Source organism: Paenibacillus sp. FSL H7-0737, from assembly GCF_000758545.1.
GTDB lineage: Bacteria > Bacillota > Bacilli > Paenibacillales > Paenibacillaceae > Paenibacillus_AQ.
On record NZ_CP009279.1, the window covers coordinates 4,944,371 to 4,963,289 of the forward strand.

Consider the following 18,919-nt stretch of genomic DNA (forward strand, 5'->3'; position numbering starts at 1 on the left):
TTTGCCCTCTTGTTATATATATTTTCAATTATACAAAAATAAACCTCAATGAAGGAGATTATTCTCGCAAGGGTTGAGGGGCATACGTGGTCAAAGTTTAGGTAAGAAGAACGCCTTCGGCTTCCTCTTAGGGACGATGATCTTTTCTGCGAAAAATAGAAGAATAGTTTTTAGCGTAAGTATAAAAATTCTTATATTTCAAAAAAACTGCCGAGCACCAGAAGAAGCGACTGGCACCCAGCAGTTCAAATTATTTATTTTATTACTTTGCCTCAAGAGGTTTCTTCCATAATCCGAGCATTAATCCGGAAATAACAGATCCGATCAGAACGGCCAATAGGAACAACAACGCATGACTCGAAAGCGCGGCTACAAAGATCCCACCATGCGGTGCTGGAACGTTGATATTCCAAAACTGAGTGAGACCACCAGCTACGGCTGAACCTAGGATACAAGAAGTCAGGACACGCAGTGGATCGGCAGCGGCGAATGGAATCGCCCCTTCTGTAATGAACGATAAGCCCAATACATAGTTTGTTAACCCTGATTTACGTTCTGATTCTGTAAATTTGTTCTTGAAGAAGGTAGTAGCCAGCGCTATTGCAAGTGGAGGAACCATACCTCCTGCCATTACAGCCGCCATCATGAATCCGTTAGTATTTCCACTGGTAGTGAATACCCCGATGGCAAAAGTGTAGGCCGCTTTATTGAAAGGACCTCCCATATCAATAGCCATCATTCCACCGAGAACGAGACCCAGAATTACTGCATTAACGGTTCCAAGATCGTTAAGCCAATTAATGAGTCCTACGTTCATCCAGCTAAAGATCGGATCGAACAGGTAATACATCAATCCACCGGTTATCAATAGACCAAATACCGGATATAACAGAATCGGCTTTAATCCGTCGAGCGTTTTTGGCAGACCTGCAAACAGTTTGCGCAGACCGATAACAACATAACCAGCCAAGAAACCTGCAGCCAGACCGCCGAGGAATCCAGCGTTGGAATTCAAGGCCATGTAACCGCCAACCATACCTGGCATCAGGGCTGGACGGTCACCAATACTAATCGCAATAAATCCAGCAAGAACCGGAATTAGGAAATGGAAGGCACCATCACCGCCACCAATCGTCTGCAGCAGTTGGAATAGAGGGTGATTCTCTCCACCGACTTGTTCAATCAGGAAGGAGATCGCCAGCAGAATACCACCGCCGACTACAAACGGCAGCATGTGGGAGATACCGTTCATTAAGTCCTTGTATATTTTACTCCCGATACTGCCGGACTTCTCTTTCGACTCTCCTTCATTACCACTACGACCTTCATTATGGTAAATCGGTGCATCGCCGTTCATTGCTTTGCGAATGAGCTCTTCCGATTTGCGAATACCGTCACTAACCGGTCTTTGCAGTACTGGCTTACCATCAAAACGGGCCATTTCCACTTGTTTATCTGCTGCCACAATTACACCACTTGCACGCCGAATCTCATCGGGTGTTAAGACATTTTTGGCACCTTCTGAACCATTTGTCTCTACACGGATATTAACTCCCATTTCCAGAGCCTTCTTCTTGAGCGCATCTTCAGCCATAAAGGTATGCGCAATTCCAGTAGGACAAGCAGTAACAGCTACGACGAATGCTTGGGAATCCGGGTTGCCGACGATTAGCTTTTCAGGTTCGGACTTCTTGACAGCTTCAGCAGCTTCGCTCTCTTTCTCCTTGGCTTCTCCTTCTGCCTGCTTCGCATCGAACAAGGCGGATACCTCATCTGGCGTTCGGGTATTCATCAGCTGTTCAATGAATTCGCTATCGATCAACAGTCTGGACAGCGAGGCCAATGTACGAAGATGCATGTTGCCCGCTCCTTCTGGGGCGGCAATCATAAAGAAGATCCGAGCCGGCTCATCATCAAGCGATTCGAATTCGACGCCCGTCGCACTCTTGGCAAACACAACGGTCGCTTCATTCACCGCTTTAGTCTTGGCATGTGGCATTGCGATACCGCCACCAATCCCAGTACTGGACTGCTCTTCACGCTTGAGGATCATCTCTTTAAATAGAACAGGATCATTGATACGACCACTTGCGGCAAGACTGGCAATCAATTCATCAATTGCACCTTCCTTAGTGGTTGCTTTTAAATCCATAATCATTGTATCTTTTATCATCAAATCCGTAATTCTCATATCTTCCAACTCCCTTGAGTACTTTGAATGCTGTTAGCTTACACTTCTGAGATGTTGATCAGCGGTCTCAGCTGCTCAATGAATGCTCTATCTGCCAGGTCATCAGAGAAAGCTGTTGCGCTACCTGAGGCAACACCTGCACGGAAAGCTTCCATTAAATCTCCAGTCAAAGAAAATGTGCCAACGAATCCAGCGATCATAGAATCGCCTGCGCCTACAGAATTTTTCACTGCTCCTTTTGGAGCATTGGCGTGATATACCCCCTGTTCCGTAATGAACAAGGCACCTTCACCAGCCATTGAAACTAACACATGCTTCGCGCCAGCTTCGAGCAGCTTGCGGCCATAAGTAATAATCTCTTCCTTAGTCTGTATCGTAACGCCGAATAGCTCTGCAAGCTCATGATGATTAGGCTTAACGAGCAACGGCTGATAAGGGAGTGCCTTTTTCAGCGCTGAACCTGTAGTATCAATGACAAACTCGGCCCCTCTTTGCTTGCATACAGATATCAACTTGTCATAGAAATCAGCACCCAGTGAAGGAGAAACACTTCCGGACAATATCACAACATCGCCTGCATTCAGAACAGCCATCTTCTGTAATAATGCCTCTGCCTCCGTATCTCGTATGACGGGCCCTGCACCATTAATCTCCGTTTCCTCTCCATGCTTAAGCTTGATATTAATTCGGGTATCATCAGAAACAAATACGAAATCACTTGAAATCGACTCTTTCCGCAACCATTCCTCAATATATCGTCCAGTGAATCCACCAAGGAAGCCTATAGCTTTATTCTGAACCTCAAGCTGATTTAACACGCGTGATACGTTGATCCCTTTACCTCCAGGAAGCTTCAAATCACGTTTCATCCGATTTAAGCCACCTAGTCTCAAATCTTCAACTTCCACGATGTAATCGATGGAAGGATTAAGCGTTACTGTATAGATCATAATTATCCCTCAATTATTTTGGTTTTCTAAGCCATAGATTACCGGCTAAACATGCGGCAAATGTAATTTCTCCAAACGATCTTACAATGATTCCATACCACTCAAATTAAGACATTTTCTAACCGTAGAACATCCTCCACCTAAAGGTCATACCAGCGAGAAATCTACGCCCATTTGCGTAATCTCACGGATGAACTTATCTGACGCACCAGAATCAATAATGCAGTGATCCATTTCCGTCACGTCGGCAACCTTACAGAAGGATACTTGACCGAGCTTGCTATGATCAGCCAGAAGAATTACTTGCTTCGCAACCGAGATCATCTTACGTTTGGTCGCTGCTTCAAGCATATTAGGTGTAGTGATTCCTTCTCGTAAGTCTAATCCGTTGGTTGCAAGAAAGGTTTTATCAACTCTTACCATCTCTAAAGAGCGCTCTGTCATCGGTCCTACAAAAGCCAATGTATCCGGCCGCAACATTCCGCCTGTAATCGAGACTTCTATATTGCGACAATCCCGCAGTTCATTAAGCGCCATAATCGAATTCGTAATGACTTTGATATTAGAAAAAGCCCTCAGCTCTTTGGCAATCTGTAGCGTTGTGGTTCCAGCATCCAGCAGAATAGCATCGCCTTCCTGAATCATCTCTACAGCCTTGCGTGCTATCCTCTGCTTCTCATCCAACAATCGATCTTCCTTATCTGGATAAGTCGCCTCAAAGTTAACGCTCTGCAGGGAAACTGCCCCGCCGTGCGTTCGTTTCAGCAACTTGGCTTCTTCAAGCTCTTTCAGGTCACGGCGCACAGTAGACTCAGACACGCCCAGTTCCTGACTTAGCTCCTGTACCGAAGCTCTTGAATTCTTTTCCAAAAAAAGCACGATTCTTTGTTTTCTCTCTTCCTCAAACAACATCGTGGTTCGCTCCTTTAAGTTACAGTGCTATCCCATTTATTAAATGCGCTTATCTTTGGAAATCCATGACCATTATTTGATTATATCTGACTGTTATTGATCATTTGTGCTCGTTTATGATTTTAACAGCGTTTTCATCATCTGTAAAGCGCTTTAACATTAAAAATCATACTCCGGCAAAATGTAATAAATGGAATGATTTCATGCTTCGCTCAAGGTGAAACAGGCCCATAAGAAAATTACATACCAATTGCCTATCTCCTCACTGGTGTTTAAAACATATTAATACTACATATAGGAAAAAGCGGGTGATCAGAAATGGCCAACGGAAGAAACAACAAAAAAATGGGCGGTAACAGCAACGCTAAGAGTAATGGAAATAGTAATGGAAAAAACAACGGGAACGGTAATAGTGAGGAAACAGCAGAATTAAGTGCTGAAGATTATGAAATCATTGCTGCCGCACTGGCCACTTTAGGGGAATTTTTCGCTTTTTTATCTCTCGTCAAGGCAAGACAAGTTACGAAGGAAACCGGAGGCGAGATTGAAGTACCAGAAATATTCACCCTTTCCACGAAGAAGAAACCTTATAGACGGAAGTTAAGATGATTCACAAAGCCCCCGAGTGATTTATATGATGATGTACAGTTATGTGTTGTGAACAACTTACTTGGCGTAACCTCAGTCATTGGGTCATCCTCCACGGATATGCCAAGAACTACCTATAGGAGAGTAATCCATTCTTTTGAATCAAGTCATGTGAATTAGGGTTATTAAACTACATAGATTATATTTTGAACTTGGGGGATGTTCCTATTGCAACAACAGAAGTATTTTCGGACAAGTCTTGCTATTATCGCTTTTTTACTTATTTTGTACTTGGGCTCCAAAGTAATGTTTCTATTCGCACCACTGGCTGCCATTATCAGATTATTACTCGTTCCCATGGTACTATCAGGTTTCATGTACTACTTATTACGACCGTTAGTAAGAGTTCTTGAGAAAAGAAAATTAAACCGGGCATTCTCCATCCTGCTCATTTATTTCTTGTTTGCCGGTTTGTTTATTCTCTTCTGGGTTCTAGTCTGGCCGACACTGCAAGAACAAATTCAGAACTTTATTGATAATACGCCTTACCTTGTTCAGGGATTACAGGATCAGTTCAATGCATTAAGGGATAATCCGACACTCTCACGCTTTTTCCAAGGGGACTCCGACATAGCTGCCCGTATATCAGAATATCTTAGCGAGGCTATTACTTGGGTAACCAATTCGATGTCCAATTTGATCGGCGTAGTTTCCAGCATTGTTATTCTAATCGCTACCTTGCCCATCATTTTGTATTACATGCTAAAAGATGACTATAAGCTGTCACCAAAACTACAAAGCTTAATCCCTAGAAAGTACCGTAAAGAAGGCAAAGAAATGTTCGGGGATATCGACAGCGCACTGAGCAGTTTCATCGTCACACGTGTGGTGCTAAACGTCGTACTCGGTATTATGTTGTATATCGGTTTCCTTATCATCGGATTGCCTTATTCACTGCTGCTTGCAGTAATTTCAGTACCGCTCAATTTCATTCCTTATGTGGGTTCTTTCCTTGCGGGAGTACCGGTAGTTATTGTTGGATTCATTGAATCACCCACGATGGCAATATGGTCGCTGGTCGTCATATTCATTGCACAGCAAATCCAAGATAATGTACTCTCACCGATCATTTACGGCAAATCATTAGATGTGCATCCTCTGACCACGGTCCTTCTTGTTCTTATAGGTGGGGATTTCTACGGTATTATTGGTGTGCTTATTGCGCTGCCCGTCTATATGATTGCCAAAATTATTTTTCTGCGAGTATATGAGATTATTGTTGCAGATCGAGAGGAAGAGGCTGAGCCTCTCAAGCATGAGAATCTATAGCACTTACGAACTGAATGAGGTTCCATAAATAAAAAAAGGTACGTCTCCAATTGGAGATGTACCTTTTCGTGCTTCTTTATAGGATTACTGAAATTAACCTCGCAAAGAACGAACTACAAATATATGATTGCCTTTCATAAGGTTCTGTCCATCCTGAAGTGTAACTGAACCTTTGGTATGCGAAATGATGGTCGTATTCAGAGCAATCAGCCGATCTTCTTTCCAAACACTTACAGCCGATTTAAAATATACTGCATTATCAAATTGCTGCCGTTCCCTCATCACATAACCCACAGAATGCAAGACTGGAGGCAGTGCTCTTTCTCTAGGAGCCAAAGCTTTAATGACCACAATATCCCGAAATGGCACAGCAATTTCCTGATGACCGATGACCGCTACAGAAGCGGAAAGATCCCATTTGCGAAGAATGCCTTTCATGATCGTGTAAGGTTCGTCCCCGCAGTACATGATAACCGGTTTACCAACCCAATGCTTCATTGCTCCCTCCCCCTTCCCAACATCCCATTAGTTATATGTCCGAAATGAACCAATCGATTCCTTTCATTCCCTTCGACTCCAAAAACTGATTGACCTTCGAAAAAGGACGGCTACCAAAGAATCCACGATACGACGAGAGCGGACTCGGATGTGGAGACTGAATAACCTCATGACGACTTTGGTCTATGAAGGCACCTTTTTTCTGTGAATGACTTCCCCATAAAATAAACACCATCGGCGTAGTTCTTTCATTTAACTTCTTCATTATGGTGTCTGTGAATGTCTCCCACCCTAGACCTTTATGAGAATTCGGCTCTCCCTCACGTACCGTTAGTACCGAGTTGAGCATAAGCACTCCCTGTTCTGCCCATCGCAGTAAGGATCCGTGATTTGGAATTGGTACACCGATATCATCCGATAACTCCGTATAAATATTACGCAGTGAAGGCGGTATACGCACCCCCGGATTTACCGAGAAGCTTAAACCATGTGCTTGTCCCGCTCCATGGTAGGGGTCCTGTCCCAAAATAACAACCCTTGTCTCACTATAAGGTGTATGCTTTAACGCCGTGAACAGTAATTCTTTTGGCGGATAGACTGTATGTTCCTTATATTCACTTTCCAGATTAGCCATTAGCTCCAGAAAATAGGGCTTTTGCATTTCATCCTGTAATATCTCATCCCAATCGTTGCCGAACATCCCCAATTCTCCTCCTCTAGCCGAAACCCAGAACCTTACTCTAACTATTTCCGACCATAATCTGCTTTAATTTCGCCCCACTCTTTAGTCTGCCACTTAAGCACTTTATTGTCATATGTATTGGTTTGCAACCAACGTTCTGCCCGATCAATAAGTACCCATATTTCCTCTGTTGAAGCATCACGTGGCAAGGTTGTAGCAACCTTTTTCTGCTTTACCCACTTCATTGCATTCACAGAGTCACTGTAGACCGTTTTAGTGCTTCCTTCTTTCTTCAGGAGCGCCAAGGCATGCACAATCGCTAAAAACTCACCTAGATTATTAGTGCCCTTCTTAATCGGACCGCAAGAGAAAATGATATCGCCCGTTTGTGTATCCACGCCTTTGTATTCGACTGGACCCGGATTTCCACGCGTACCTACATCCACAGAAATGCTGTTGTAATCGATCTCCGCTGAGGTCTCCACTGTAGCGCTTCGTTTAAAAGAACTTGTCCCCTTAGACTTAGCCGCACCGGATGCTGATGACCCTGTTCCCCAATTACCTTTCCAACCCGCTGTGTATGCCGCATCTGCCGCCGCTTTAGATTCATACGATTTATATTTGGCTCCGGTATAGTGATCGGTCTGCGCCTGGCATTCCGCCCAAGTGCTATAGACTCCCGGCTGCTTGCCTTCCCATACTACATAATATTTCTGTTTAGCCATTGGTACAGCTCCTTTTTTCACCTTAACTTATTGTAATCCAAAATGCTTCTTCATCAAAAGAAGAATGTTATTTTTCGTGAATTCCTTCGAATAATTCATATTTTCCAGGTCATACTATACGCCAGAGATGTCCAGGCCTATATTACCATTTGTAGAATGATCGGTAAATATTATTGTGTACTCAAGCAGAAAAGCCTTCAGCTTCCCTCAAGGACGGTAAGCGTTTGTGCTTACACCACATTAATACTAACTAATCAGTCTATATTAAGCTCGTAGGATATCAGTACAATTACTCAGGGAGGTTATACAGATGAGAAAGATAGCAAGCGTAGCCGCAGTATTTGCAATTGTGCTGTTGGTCGGATGCGGAAACTCAACCAATAACAATGCCAACGTTACCCCTACCGCCACTACTACACCTGGTAACACAAATAACGCTGGCAACACTAATAACACCACTGATGCTGTAACCTCAGCGTCGGTAGTGGATAATGAAGAGGCCTTTAAAAAGGCAATCAGTGCGGACGGTACTTGGATTGCTGCTACGCTGAAAGACTTAACCTTCACCGAAGATCTCGTACTGGACGGGCAATTCACGAATAAAGATGAACCTGCTCGAAAAATCGCTCTCTACACACAAGATGCAGAGCACAATATCACTAACTCCTATAAACTAACTGCACCAAAACTTACGATCAAAAGTAAAAACGCCCGTATTCAAGGCGGCACATTTATCGGTGATGTATACGTCGAAGCAGATGGCTTCAGTTTAGTAAATGCAACGGTTGAAGGGAATGTTTACTTCGCAGATGCTAAGTATCAATCCACCTTCGATACCTCGGATCAAGGAAAAGTAACGGGTGTTACAGAAGTGAAAAAATAAGTAAAAAGGTGCTCTCAAGTCGATAAGACCTGAGAACACCTTTTTTTCATGACTTCATTATTCTTGATAAAACCCATTTTTGAAAAAGGTATACCATCCATCGATTTGTTCTAATGGCATAACCTTTAACTTCTTCAAGACTTCCCTTGTAAATTCCAAAGAAGCCGTACCATTAGCAGTAATGATATTGTCACTCGAAACGGTCTGTTTTTCTAAAAAATTTGCGTGTCCTTTATAATTAGGAGCGAACTCTTTTAAATAATCTAATGAATTTCCAGTGTGAGGAATCTCATCTAAATAGCCATGTTCTGCCAAAAAGGTTGATGCGTCACATATAGCCGCTATAGGAGTTCTATTCTGTATACAACTTTCAATCACTGGAGTAATCGCTGAATTATCTTTCCAACTCGTACCTCCAATTAAAATTAACATTTCAAACTGGGCGGGTAAACTATCTATAGTATAGTCTGGAATAACAGTAAATCCGCCCATAGATTGTACATTGTCGCTATTTAAAGAAACTGTCTTAACTTTGTATTCACTTTCTGGCTTGTTTAGTTCGGCACTTATATAGCCAGCTTCCCAATCTGCATATCCATTAGAAATAAAAATCAATACTTCTTTTTTCATTTACTGTTCCCCTCAAGTTTCAACAACGTATCTGCAACTTCCCGCCCGTTAACCAACAGGACAATCCGATGTTCCCCGGGATAATGACGACGAGTGGTTAAATCCGCCCAGCGATGTGTCCGTTTGCCTGACAGAATTGTACCCCCAGGTACTGTTTTATCCGATAGTAAGAAAGATTTACGAGAGGTTCGACCTGTAGCCTTCACGAAATAGATGCCATATTCTATTCGTACACGGGCAGGAGTTCCTTCACAAACTTGAAGTTCGTATTGTAATTCAGAGTTTTCTCCAATTCGCAATTGGGTAGGATCAATCGTTATAGAAGCACTCGTTATGAGTGGTGTTGCTTCGTCTGCTTGCTCCGCATATCCGAATAAAGCCATAATCTCCGGATTAGCTTTACGGATTAAAGAACGACAACCATGCCGCACAATCCAGTCTGTGAGGGGATCTATACCTATCCAGCGGCGAGCTGTCTCAAGTACCACCTCCGGGTGATCCTTCGCAATATCGTTCAAATGGTTAGCCACGCTCTTGCGCACATATAGGGAAGAATCCGCCTTAAGCTGCTCAAGCACAGGCAGCACAGGGGCTGGATCTAGCTTAAACATGGGGAGCGCCTGTCCCCATGGTAGACGAGGGCGACAACCCTCACTTGCTAATCGTCGCACATGCTCATCGGGGTGCTTCGACCATACTAGCATTTGCGCCATCATCCGCTCCGGTTCACGCAAGAGAAACGGTCTAACCGCAAATTCTGCTGATGATTTCGGTGTGAACCTTTCCAGCGCCTGCATAGACAGCTCCCAATGCTCAGCCCCTTGACCAAATACCTCTACAAAATCTGGAAAGATCAAGTATGGAAATCCCACACAATCCTCAGTAATAGCGAACAGAATCGCCAGTGCTTCCTCATAAGGAAGCTGTAAATGACTTCCCAGTGTCTCCGTAATCCGCCGCATCCTTGCCTTCAGTTCGAGCGTATCCCAAGGTTCAGCCATTGCCGAAATTACAAATGCATCAGTGTCGAAAACACTATGTACACTGCGAATCTTTTCGCCAAAACCATGCAGAAATTGTTCATTGTACATCGCTTTTAAAGGTTCAGCCATTGTGTATCCCTCATTTTCTTCTATAAATCATCAGAAGTTAATCTGTTATGAAATCGTAGCACACCCAATTTGACAACAGTGTGTCAACTTCGGCTATTCCCTAATCTAGAACATAAACCTGCCTAGTATCGAGATTAATCATTCGACTTCTCGTATCATTACGCGAAATATAAATAGGTTGTCCGGTAGAGTCGATCCAATATGAGATGGGAATCGAAATTCCACAATTTCGGTAAGATCCGTCAGCATGGCTCGTCCCAATAATCATCGTGTTATATTTCACAGCAATCCTAGTGGCTTCCTCGATCCATAATTCAAATTGTTCTTCGCTGAACATGCCTACCCCAATCGGATGTGCGATGAAATCTAACGACTTAGCCTGTCCTTCCAAACCAGCGTATCCTTGCAGAAGCTCAACACACAGCAAATAACCAATACTGAGGCCATCCGCTTCCGCAACTGACGGGCGATACAGCTGTTCATCCATCGGCGATTTGGCTCGTTCCAAAATGATGTCCCCAGAAGGATGAATCATTAGCGCTCTATCCTTGTTATTGCTGTTCCTATATCCTGTAATGATCAGCTTTTTATATGTTTTGGCAACTTCACATAAGGTCTTTACACTGGCTTCATCTGCTACATAACCTTCTGGATACAACACCGCGTCAAAAGAATCCTGTCTGCTCATTTCTTTGAGCAAATGCTCCAAATGGGGTTCGTGATTAGGTTGCGCTACGAGTAATCTCATATTTCCCCTCCAACGGTTAATTAATTAGCACCTTCACCTGTTCTAAGCTTTGCTCTGCACGACTGTTCAAAGCTCTCTTATCTTTAAGGCCAAGCTCCTTAAGCTCATGTCCAGGGTCAATGACCAGCGGCTGTGAGATTACATTTTCGAGAATTTGCACAGCAACTTTACAGGCCTCAAATAATAGTTCTTTTGGGATCACTTGTTTATGAGAGCCAATAATTCCTACCAGTTTCTCTGCGTAGATCAATCTAACCAGACTATCCGCACTCATCATATTCCGCGAGGCAAAAGAAGATACCTTCTCCACAATCCAGCTGTCTTGATAGTTTCTCGATAAGGCATCTAGTGCAGTAATTGCATCCCAATCTCGGATCGACAACTGCTCAGCGTACGCCAAGGCCATTTCATTGAGCCATTCTATCTCTTGTTCTCTAGGAATTTCAAAACTCTTATACTCTTTCAGCAAACCTGCCTTATGCATATCTAAAATATGACCCAGAAATCGTGTGTATAACTCCTTGGCTCTTTGTAGCTGTTCTGTCATTTGGCGATCATCCTTTCACTACACAAATCATATCCGTCCGCAGGTTTCTTTTCAAACCAGAAAGTAAAAAAAAGACAGACAGCGAAACAACTTCGCTACCTGCCCTCGGATGATCTTCGGATTTTAATACAATTACAACCAAATTTCGCATATTTTTGACCGAAATCAAGTAATTCCTCCTCAAATTCATCCGCAAATCGTGGTAAAATAGTTCCTTAGGATTATTTATATTCATACATGTTGAAGATATCACCGGAGGGAATACCATGCCACATACACTTAATAAAAATATTGATTTTTTCATAGCTGCTTTATCCCAAACTTATATCACTGCCCTACAGCTTGATCCTGATGGAATGTATTCTGAGGTTGCCTCAGGAATCGTTGAAGAGTTCTCCGATGTACAGGTACGCCTTAGAAGATATGACGGCTCCGTATCACACTATGCTAGGGACAATACAAAATTCCAGCGCAATAAAGGTTAGCTGAGAATGCATGCCAAAAAGACGTGACTGGAGAAATCATCTACAATGATCTTTCCTCCCGTCACGCCTTTGCATCCTCTATATCCTGCTAGTTAAGTACAATCCATTCCCCTTCGGCATTCGCTGACTGTACTTCCGCCTCTATGATTTCCAAAGAATCTGCTGCACTCTCAGGCGTACAAATGATAATAGGCTTATCTTGAATAATCGCATCCAAGAAATAGACCAGCTCCCTGTAGTAGCCCGCATCCGGGGAAAGCTCTACCGTGAAGCCTGCTCCATCATTAGGATTCACCTTGACTCCACTACCATCAAATACAACATTTCCTCGCTCGAAGTTAACCCTGTACCCCATGTAGAATCCAAAGTCGCCCTCCAGCGTCCAGTCCACCTGAGCATTGATCACCTTTGCATCCTTATAAAAATAGTGTGTAGAAGCAATATCATATCCGCTTCCCGGTAGAACATTTCGTCCCAAGGTCGATACTTTATCCGGTCTGCCGAACAGATAGTTAATCATATCCGTATCGTGAATATGCATATCCACAATGCATCCACCGCTTAGCTTCTCATCCAGAAACCAATCTTTAGGAGCCCCTGAACCACGGTAGAAATATCCTTCTGTCACTTTACCAAATTGCTCAGTTTCCACAACTTCTTTCAAATATTCATACCCTGGCCAAAAACGCAGGCACTGCCCGATCATCAATTTCTTTCCACTGCGCTCTGCTGCTTCTACCATTTTCTGCGCTTCTACTGAAGTTCTAGCCATCGGCTTCTCACAAAAGACATGATATCCTCGTTCCAGCAGCGAACAAGCCATTTCAGCATGCAGGTAAGTAGGAACTGCAATATCGATCATATCCAGTTCCTCATTCGCTATCATTTTCTCCAGATCATCATAGAGACTGTAAGCTGTTAAATCATACACTTCTCGAGCGGTACTCATATTGCCGTCCGCTTTACCGTCTTTCAATTCTTCAATTCGCAAGTCACAGATGGCTTTAAGGGCGATGGGATGCCCCTCTTCCGTTAAGCGAACATAATTATCAAAATGCATCCGGCCCATAAATCCAAAGCCAATCAAACCTATTTTCAACATAGTGAAGCCTCCCCAGCTAAATGATTAATAATTAAACGAGCTCTAAGCTCTATCCAAGCACCTTCCAGCCCAGCGGATTGTATCTCAGCCTCAATGATTGCTATAGACTGAGCATCACCTTCCCCCTTACTTTAAGCTTTGAAAGTGGTACGTCCGAGAATGGCATCCATAGCTGCAGAAGTATTAAAAATAATTTGCTCCGTATAATGTGTGTATGACGGTATCATTTCACCGGTAACATAATTGTTGTATCCAATGTCTTCAAGCGCTTTCATAACTGCTGGATAATCGACATCTCCGGCAAGCAGATCAACAAATCCATGAAGCCCACCAGCCGTCCGACGGTAATCCTTGAAATGCACTTTTTTAATTCTATGGCCTAGAATCCGTATCCACTGCTCTGGATAACCGGAATGCACGATATTTCCAACATCAAGATAGGAACCTACATAACTGGAACCGACCGTATCAATAAAAGTACGTAATTCAAGCGGAGACAGCAAGAATTTATTCCACACATTTTCAAGACCAATAGAAACGCCTGCTTGCTCAGCATCCTTGGCTAAATGACTAATCGCTTCCAGCGCTCTATCATAAGCTTTTTCATAATCAACAACCTCACAGCCCTCGATGAAATCCACACCAACAGCGCCAGGGATGACAAGAATTGTATCTACACCTAGCGCAGCCGCCAGCTCCAGTTGCTTTTTGCATACGTCGATTGCCTTGGTTCGATTCGCTTCAGATTCACTAGTCATCGCATAAGACCAATATAGACCTGTTGCCAGCCCCGCGATCTCCAGACCCGTTTCATTAATAGAATCACGAAGGATACGCGCTTCTTTCTCAGTGGTTTGCAGGCCAAGTTCACCTGACTCATTTAATGACAGCTCGATCCCCTCAAATCCAGCCGCTTTGGCTAGACGTACGCATTCTTTAATTTCAGTTCCTTCGCGAAACGACCAGATGTTTATTCCCTTTTTCATTTAAATTCTCCTCCTATTTGTTCTTTTCCGTTTTCCACTCCCTAGGCTTAGATGCACTTTGTATCCTTTAATTATTTATATTATACTAGATTTAAAATTCGATTTATTTAGGCGAAGAAGAGACTTTTTGCATTATTCCGGTCTATTCTATTAAAGATTCAGGAGGCAGTGACATGTCTGACAAAGATCCCTCTTACCCACTGAGAAAGCAGGTACCCTCTCGTGATTGGGCACCCGGAATTCACTATGCACAATTGCAGACACTTCCACCTTGCACCTTCCAAAGAAGAAGGCTATATGACTTCGAGCTACTATATGTTCGCCAGGGCAAATTATTAACAAAGATGGATACGGAAGAATATATACTGAACGCTGGGCAGCTAATTTTCCTCTCATCTGGGGTATATCATCAGAATATTATCCTGTCAGATTCAGATACTAAGCTTATTGGAATCCATTTTGATTTCTTTGGGGAATCAATTATTACACATGATGAAGATATGGTAGTTAATGAGGATGAAGTCATACACGATAAATTCGCCTTTGAAGCCGTAACTGTCCCCTTCATGCCATTGTCACAAGAACCGATCTACTCCCCGCCACCCGAATGTGTTCATGCCATGGAACAGCTCGTTCATGAATTCACTATGCGGCCTGCCGGCTATGAGTGGGTCTGTCGAGGGCTACTACTTGGTATTCTGACTTCGCTGCTTCGAACGCAAAGCTCCCGAGATGCAGCTAAGTCTTCAGTTCACACCGAACGGATCAGGGCATTAATAGACGAGATAGAAGAGCGGTTAGCAGAACGCTGGACCAATAAATCCATGGCCACATCCATGAATATGCATGAGGACCACTTTGCCAAGCTCTTTCGTGAGGTCGCAGGTATGCCCCCCGGAGAATACCTCCGCTCGATCCGGCATAGGGAAGCGCGTAAGCTGCTGCGAGAAACGGATTGGCCGATTGAGAGGGTGGGCGATCAGGTCGGCTATTCCGATATCCATTATTTCAGCAGGGTGTTCACGGCGAATGAGGGGATTTCTCCGCGGGCGTATCGCAAGTTGTCTCGGATTCTCTAGATACGGAAACCCCAGAACATCTCAATCCAAGTAAGAAGAACTCGCCAAAAACATTGCGGTTGATGGATTCATGCTTATGATTAAAAAGCAAAAGCCCCCTTCCCTGAAAAATCGAAGAAGGGGGCGGCTCTAAAACTAATTAGGGAAAAACTCCCTGAAAATAATCAAAATTCGCTCTAAACGAACGCAATCAGGGAATTCCTCCCTAATAATAAGGGGGATTCCTTTAATTGCTATCGAATCAGCAAAACTTTAGGGAGGTTTTCCCTGATTATTAATCTAATGACCAAAAATCCCGGAATTTCAGGGAGAAATTCCCCAATTACTCTATCGAAGCGGTACAATTCAGGAAAGTTTGAGACAACAGCGGCCGCAAGTCCAAATGTTCTCCGTAGTTACGACTGACTCCTTAAATGTATGTCTTAAAGTGAAGTTACATATTCATATCCAGCCACACACTTTCCATTCCGTTCAATTCCAGCTCTATTCTCAAATCGTTCTCCATCAGGATTGTCGTCTTTTGGGTCTCCGCTGTGTTATTTACAGCACAATAGCGGCCAGTCTCAGGGTAAGCATGACACTCTACATTCGGATTCAATGAGAACCAAGAATACAATTGTTCCTCTTGATGTGCAGCCCAAAAGATCGCCCGGCTCAGTAATCTAGTATTCTGGATACTATACGGCAGCCCTGCAATATAAACGCCTCGACCCTGCCCAAATGAATTCACGGCAAGATTGCAGCTATTGTCGTGCACATCCAAGACTTGTGCTCCAATCTCCGCTTGATAAATCATGGTCATCCCTTCACCATAATCAATGTCGCCTTCCAGATCTTCCGTAATGAAATGCTCCTTTACTGGCGTTACCTTAGGCTTATTAACGCTTGCTGTAAAACCCATTTCCTTTTGAACACCTAAAATATCTGCTAGTTGAAAGAGAACCCCTTGATGCTCATATGCCGTTGGATCACCAATTCCAATAAAGCCGCCGCCTTGATGCACCCATTCACGAATGCTAGATACCACTTTCGGATCGCTCCAATGATCTCCGCCACTCCAAGAAGTATGGACATCACCCGCGTTAATGATCACACCGATACTAGGATCAATCCCGTGTTGTCCAATATCATCAAAGCTTATAAATTCAATGTCGAAAGGCAAGCCTGCGAGTGACTCCAGTGCCCCTATGTAGGAATAACATCTTTGATTCCATAAAGAGTGAGCCACTTGGTGCGTCTGCCAGCTGCGAATGTAGCCCCAAGTATTAAGAATCGCCACTTTAAACGATGCTTTATACGGCTGAGTCCCTTCAGCATTTGCATGAATTCCTTTAAACTGAGTCGCAATCTCCGTCACATGATCAATAAAATTAGGGAATTGGTACGCCAGACTTAGATATCCGCCATACCCCATTCTTCCAACCGATTTACGCATAAGTGCCCGGCGACATTTTATCCAGATCGGCATGGACTCTCCAACAGGATCTCCACCTTCAAAGAATACATCTGGGAAGAAGTAAGGGTAGAACCGGGCTTCGGTATCCTTAATAGGAATATCCGCGATCATACGGGTCGTAACCCCATCTCCGGCAGCCCCGACCACTGCATCTAGCCCAATCTCGGAAAAATATTTACCATAAGGCTCTGTCCCTGCCCAGTGATCCCCAAAGAACATAATGGCTTTCTTACCGAAATCATGCACCATATCAACACATTGTTTGGCATAACCTGCAATGAATTTCTGATTAAATTCCATCCAGTCCAAATACCTTGGCGTCGGATTCATAAACGGTGTATTATATCGTCCTTGATCCACAAAATCTTCCGCAGTCAGACGATATCCATAAGCTTGTTCAAACTGATCTAATGCTAATGGACTTACGCAGCTTAGATAGCCAAACCAATTAACTTGCTTCTCCTTACCTTCCTTATTAAAAATCAAGTCGAAATTATAAAAGAAGGTAGTAAAACGAACGATATCAGTCTTCGGATGCTTTGCTAGCCAATCTTTCAGCACCTTCAATACATGCTCTTGCGCCTCGGGATAACGAACATCCAGTGGTAAGCGATGCTCTTCCGTCCAGTTATTCGTGATGTGATTGTACATAGAGACCGGTTCCCAAATCTGATAGGCCAAGAAACTGACGGTATATTTGTGAAACTGTTCCGCCTGCTCAAGCGTGACGATCCCCTCTGCATAACTCCAATGTGCCGAAGGTACTATTTCTCCTGTGGTCCGGTTTACAACCTGCCAATACTTTTTAATATCCACATCTGTATTAGGAACAAATTGATCTGCAAAAAAATCTGCCATAATATCAATGGTCTTCACCTTCGATGTCGCAATCAATGGTGCAGACATCAGATAAATCTGCTGTCTATACTGTGGATGCTGCTTTGCCCACTCGTTGTCCTCACGTACCAGACAAAGCGTTGAATAGATTTGCAGACCCATATCAAGAATGTCCTGCGATAGACTCGTGCCATCACTGTCACGTACAGCATCTACGCCCCATCTCTCTACAAGATCGGCTATGACCTCTTCCATTCCTGTTTCACCAGGTAGTGTAAATCTTCCTTTGTCCACACAAATTCCCTCCATGACTTTGTAGTTCAGCCCTTAATTCCACCAGCGCTTATTCCTTGGAGCAATTGTTTTTGTCCTACCACATATAGGAGAATCGTTGGAATGAGTACCAAGATCAATGCGGCAAATAGTGCGCTCCAATCTGTAGCATACCTTTGAACCTCAAACAGATTGGCTAAACCCACCGGTAATGTTTTTTTGCTATCCGTTTGAATTAGAACTAATGCCAGTGGATACTCATTCCAAAAGCCCATCGCTGCCAGCATACAGACCGTTACAATTCCCGGCTTAGCTAGTGGCGCAATGATTCTGACGAGTACCCCTGTATTCCCGCAACCGTCAATCTTGGCGGCCTCTTCATAATCTCTAGGGACAGATCGCAGAAATCCGCTTAACACAAAGATCGCAAAAGGAAACTGAAGGACAGCATAGATCAAACCGAGCATCCCGCGATTGTCCAGCATCCCGAAAGAATTCACCTGAATAAATAAAGGAACCATGATATAAGAAGCTTGGAGAAAGATACAGGCCATATAAATATTAAGAATCATTTTGGAACCCCAAAACTTAAATCTCGTTAATACATAAGCTATAGGGACCACAAAAATAACTAGAATCGCAGTGGAAAGTACCACTAGAAAGATAGAATTCAGGAAATAACTTCCCATCTTAGATTTCTGAAAAGCACGTACATAGTTATCCAAGTGTAAGGCTTGTGGAAAGGAGAAAGGATCGGTTAGAAATTCCGTGTTGCTCTTAAATGAGGCTAAAAGATTCCATACAAACGGATATAACAAAACAATAGTAGCCACAATCAGAAACAGCCGAGTGATCCAATTGATAATGTTTATTTTTATAAGACTCTGTTGATTACTATTCACCCTT

The 18,919-nt window shown here is 43.4% G+C and carries 19 protein-coding genes and 1 pseudogene; 5 read left to right on the forward strand and 15 right to left on the reverse strand.

Annotation, left to right across the window (positions count from 1 at the left end):
* Nucleotides 1-262 precede the first annotated feature (262 nt).
* From H70737_RS21715 to H70737_RS31595, 4 genes and pseudogenes are all read right to left on the reverse strand, one after another.
* On the reverse strand, nt 263-2,191 hold the full coding sequence (locus H70737_RS21715; RefSeq protein ID WP_042190597.1) for a PTS fructose transporter subunit IIABC: 1,929 nt from the start codon (nt 2,189-2,191) through the stop codon (nt 263-265).
* A gap of 38 nt (nt 2,192-2,229) precedes the next feature.
* The gene (gene pfkB, locus H70737_RS21720) at nt 2,230-3,141 is read right to left on the reverse strand and encodes a 1-phosphofructokinase (protein WP_042190599.1); all 912 of its coding nucleotides are present in this window, start codon (nt 3,139-3,141) and stop codon (nt 2,230-2,232) included.
* A gap of 147 nt (nt 3,142-3,288) precedes the next feature.
* On the reverse strand, nt 3,289-3,828 hold the full coding sequence (locus H70737_RS21725; protein ID WP_331281445.1) for a DeoR/GlpR family DNA-binding transcription regulator: 540 nt from the start codon (nt 3,826-3,828) through the stop codon (nt 3,289-3,291).
* Nucleotides 3,829-3,879: 51 nt separating this feature from the next.
* A pseudogene (locus tag H70737_RS31595) lies at nt 3,880-4,062 on the reverse strand (DeoR family transcriptional regulator); the annotation flags it as partial.
* Nucleotides 4,063-4,371: 309 nt separating this feature from the next.
* On the opposite strand from H70737_RS31595, the gene H70737_RS21730 reads away from it, so the two are divergent.
* Both H70737_RS21730 and H70737_RS21735 read left to right on the forward strand, forming a co-directional pair.
* Entirely contained in the window at nt 4,372-4,662 is a 291-nt protein-coding gene (locus H70737_RS21730) for a hypothetical protein (protein WP_042190603.1), read from the forward strand.
* Between the two features lie 198 nt (nt 4,663-4,860).
* Nucleotides 4,861-5,970, forward strand: coding sequence for an AI-2E family transporter (locus H70737_RS21735; RefSeq protein ID WP_042190607.1), 1,110 nt, complete (start codon nt 4,861-4,863; stop codon nt 5,968-5,970).
* A 93-nt stretch (nt 5,971-6,063) separates the two neighbouring features.
* On the opposite strand, the gene H70737_RS21740 is transcribed toward H70737_RS21735, so the two are convergent.
* The 3 genes from H70737_RS21740 to rnhA are packed head-to-tail and all read right to left on the reverse strand — an operon-like array spanning nt 6,064 to nt 7,875.
* Nucleotides 6,064-6,468, reverse strand: coding sequence for a hypothetical protein (locus tag H70737_RS21740; protein WP_042190609.1), 405 nt, complete (start codon nt 6,466-6,468; stop codon nt 6,064-6,066).
* 31 nt (nt 6,469-6,499) lie between these two features.
* Nucleotides 6,500-7,168 carry a uracil-DNA glycosylase gene (locus H70737_RS21745; RefSeq protein WP_042190610.1) on the reverse strand — a complete coding sequence of 223 codons (669 nt, stop codon included), beginning with the start codon at nt 7,166-7,168 and terminating at the stop codon, nt 6,500-6,502.
* Between the two features lie 44 nt (nt 7,169-7,212).
* A complete protein-coding gene (gene rnhA / locus H70737_RS21750; RefSeq protein WP_042190614.1) occupies nt 7,213-7,875 on the reverse strand; it encodes a ribonuclease H in 663 nt (220 codons plus the stop codon).
* A gap of 310 nt (nt 7,876-8,185) precedes the next feature.
* Here rnhA and H70737_RS21755 point away from each other — a divergent pair, with 310 nt between their 5' ends.
* Entirely contained in the window at nt 8,186-8,758 is a 573-nt protein-coding gene (locus H70737_RS21755; RefSeq protein ID WP_042190616.1) for a hypothetical protein, read from the forward strand.
* Between the two features lie 57 nt (nt 8,759-8,815).
* On the opposite strand, the gene H70737_RS21760 is transcribed toward H70737_RS21755, so the two are convergent.
* The 4 genes from H70737_RS21760 to H70737_RS21775 form a co-directional block, all read right to left on the reverse strand.
* Complete coding sequence (locus H70737_RS21760) at nt 8,816-9,388, reverse strand: type 1 glutamine amidotransferase family protein (protein WP_042190618.1); 573 nt, start codon at nt 9,386-9,388, stop codon at nt 8,816-8,818.
* Nucleotides 9,385-10,500, reverse strand: a complete 1,116-nt coding sequence (locus tag H70737_RS21765; RefSeq protein WP_042190621.1) for a DNA alkylation repair protein — start codon at nt 10,498-10,500, stop codon at nt 9,385-9,387. Before H70737_RS21765 ends, H70737_RS21760 begins: the two co-directional genes overlap by 4 nt.
* A gap of 100 nt (nt 10,501-10,600) precedes the next feature.
* Nucleotides 10,601-11,248 carry a hypothetical protein gene (locus tag H70737_RS21770; RefSeq protein WP_042190623.1) on the reverse strand — a complete coding sequence of 216 codons (648 nt, stop codon included), beginning with the start codon at nt 11,246-11,248 and terminating at the stop codon, nt 10,601-10,603.
* 16 nt (nt 11,249-11,264) lie between these two features.
* Nucleotides 11,265-11,795 (reverse strand): hypothetical protein, encoded by a 531-nt coding sequence (locus H70737_RS21775; RefSeq protein ID WP_042190625.1) that lies wholly within the window; start codon nt 11,793-11,795, stop codon nt 11,265-11,267.
* A 266-nt stretch (nt 11,796-12,061) separates the two neighbouring features.
* On the opposite strand from H70737_RS21775, the gene H70737_RS21780 reads away from it, so the two are divergent.
* Entirely contained in the window at nt 12,062-12,280 is a 219-nt protein-coding gene (locus tag H70737_RS21780; RefSeq protein WP_042190628.1) for a hypothetical protein, read from the forward strand.
* A gap of 88 nt (nt 12,281-12,368) precedes the next feature.
* Here the strand turns inward: H70737_RS21780 and H70737_RS21785 are convergent, their stop codons facing one another.
* Together H70737_RS21785 and H70737_RS21790 are read right to left on the reverse strand one after the other, a co-directional pair.
* Nucleotides 12,369-13,382 (reverse strand): Gfo/Idh/MocA family protein, encoded by a 1,014-nt coding sequence (locus H70737_RS21785; protein ID WP_042190630.1) that lies wholly within the window; start codon nt 13,380-13,382, stop codon nt 12,369-12,371.
* A gap of 131 nt (nt 13,383-13,513) precedes the next feature.
* On the reverse strand, nt 13,514-14,368 hold the full coding sequence (locus tag H70737_RS21790) for a sugar phosphate isomerase/epimerase family protein (protein ID WP_042190633.1): 855 nt from the start codon (nt 14,366-14,368) through the stop codon (nt 13,514-13,516).
* Nucleotides 14,369-14,541: 173 nt separating this feature from the next.
* On the opposite strand from H70737_RS21790, the gene H70737_RS21795 reads away from it, so the two are divergent.
* Nucleotides 14,542-15,447 (forward strand): AraC family transcriptional regulator, encoded by a 906-nt coding sequence (locus H70737_RS21795; RefSeq protein WP_042190635.1) that lies wholly within the window; start codon nt 14,542-14,544, stop codon nt 15,445-15,447.
* 433 nt (nt 15,448-15,880) lie between these two features.
* Here the strand turns inward: H70737_RS21795 and gnpA are convergent, their stop codons facing one another.
* Nucleotides 15,881-18,034 (reverse strand): 1,3-beta-galactosyl-N-acetylhexosamine phosphorylase, encoded by a 2,154-nt coding sequence (gnpA, locus tag H70737_RS21800; RefSeq protein WP_197071240.1) that lies wholly within the window; start codon nt 18,032-18,034, stop codon nt 15,881-15,883.
* A 26-nt stretch (nt 18,035-18,060) separates the two neighbouring features.
* Nucleotides 18,061-18,915, reverse strand: a complete 855-nt coding sequence (locus H70737_RS21805) for a carbohydrate ABC transporter permease (RefSeq protein ID WP_231573328.1) — start codon at nt 18,913-18,915, stop codon at nt 18,061-18,063.
* Nucleotides 18,916-18,919 lie beyond the last annotated feature (4 nt).

Bases quoted from the DNA above. Each gene is read 5' to 3' on its own strand.
- H70737_RS21715 (WP_042190597.1), bottom strand. From the start codon at position 2,191: ATGAGAATTACGGATTTGATGATAAAAGATACAATGATTATGGATTTA.
- pfkB (WP_042190599.1), bottom strand. From the start codon at position 3,141: ATGATCTATACAGTAACGCTTAATCCTTCCATCGATTACATCGTGGAA.
- H70737_RS21730 (WP_042190603.1), top strand. From the start codon at position 4,372: ATGGCCAACGGAAGAAACAACAAAAAAATGGGCGGTAACAGCAACGCT.
- H70737_RS21735 (WP_042190607.1), top strand. From the start codon at position 4,861: ATGTTCCTATTGCAACAACAGAAGTATTTTCGGACAAGTCTTGCTATT.
- H70737_RS21740 (WP_042190609.1), bottom strand. From the start codon at position 6,468: ATGAAGCATTGGGTTGGTAAACCGGTTATCATGTACTGCGGGGACGAA.
- H70737_RS21745 (WP_042190610.1), bottom strand. From the start codon at position 7,168: ATGTTCGGCAACGATTGGGATGAGATATTACAGGATGAAATGCAAAAG.
- rnhA (WP_042190614.1), bottom strand. From the start codon at position 7,875: ATGGCTAAACAGAAATATTATGTAGTATGGGAAGGCAAGCAGCCGGGA.
- H70737_RS21755 (WP_042190616.1), top strand. From the start codon at position 8,186: ATGAGAAAGATAGCAAGCGTAGCCGCAGTATTTGCAATTGTGCTGTTG.
- H70737_RS21760 (WP_042190618.1), bottom strand. From the start codon at position 9,388: ATGAAAAAAGAAGTATTGATTTTTATTTCTAATGGATATGCAGATTGG.
- H70737_RS21765 (WP_042190621.1), bottom strand. From the start codon at position 10,500: ATGGCTGAACCTTTAAAAGCGATGTACAATGAACAATTTCTGCATGGT.
- H70737_RS21770 (WP_042190623.1), bottom strand. From the start codon at position 11,248: ATGAGATTACTCGTAGCGCAACCTAATCACGAACCCCATTTGGAGCAT.
- H70737_RS21775 (WP_042190625.1), bottom strand. From the start codon at position 11,795: ATGACAGAACAGCTACAAAGAGCCAAGGAGTTATACACACGATTTCTG.
- H70737_RS21780 (WP_042190628.1), top strand. From the start codon at position 12,062: ATGCCACATACACTTAATAAAAATATTGATTTTTTCATAGCTGCTTTA.
- H70737_RS21785 (WP_042190630.1), bottom strand. From the start codon at position 13,382: ATGTTGAAAATAGGTTTGATTGGCTTTGGATTTATGGGCCGGATGCAT.
- H70737_RS21790 (WP_042190633.1), bottom strand. From the start codon at position 14,368: ATGAAAAAGGGAATAAACATCTGGTCGTTTCGCGAAGGAACTGAAATT.
- H70737_RS21795 (WP_042190635.1), top strand. From the start codon at position 14,542: ATGTCTGACAAAGATCCCTCTTACCCACTGAGAAAGCAGGTACCCTCT.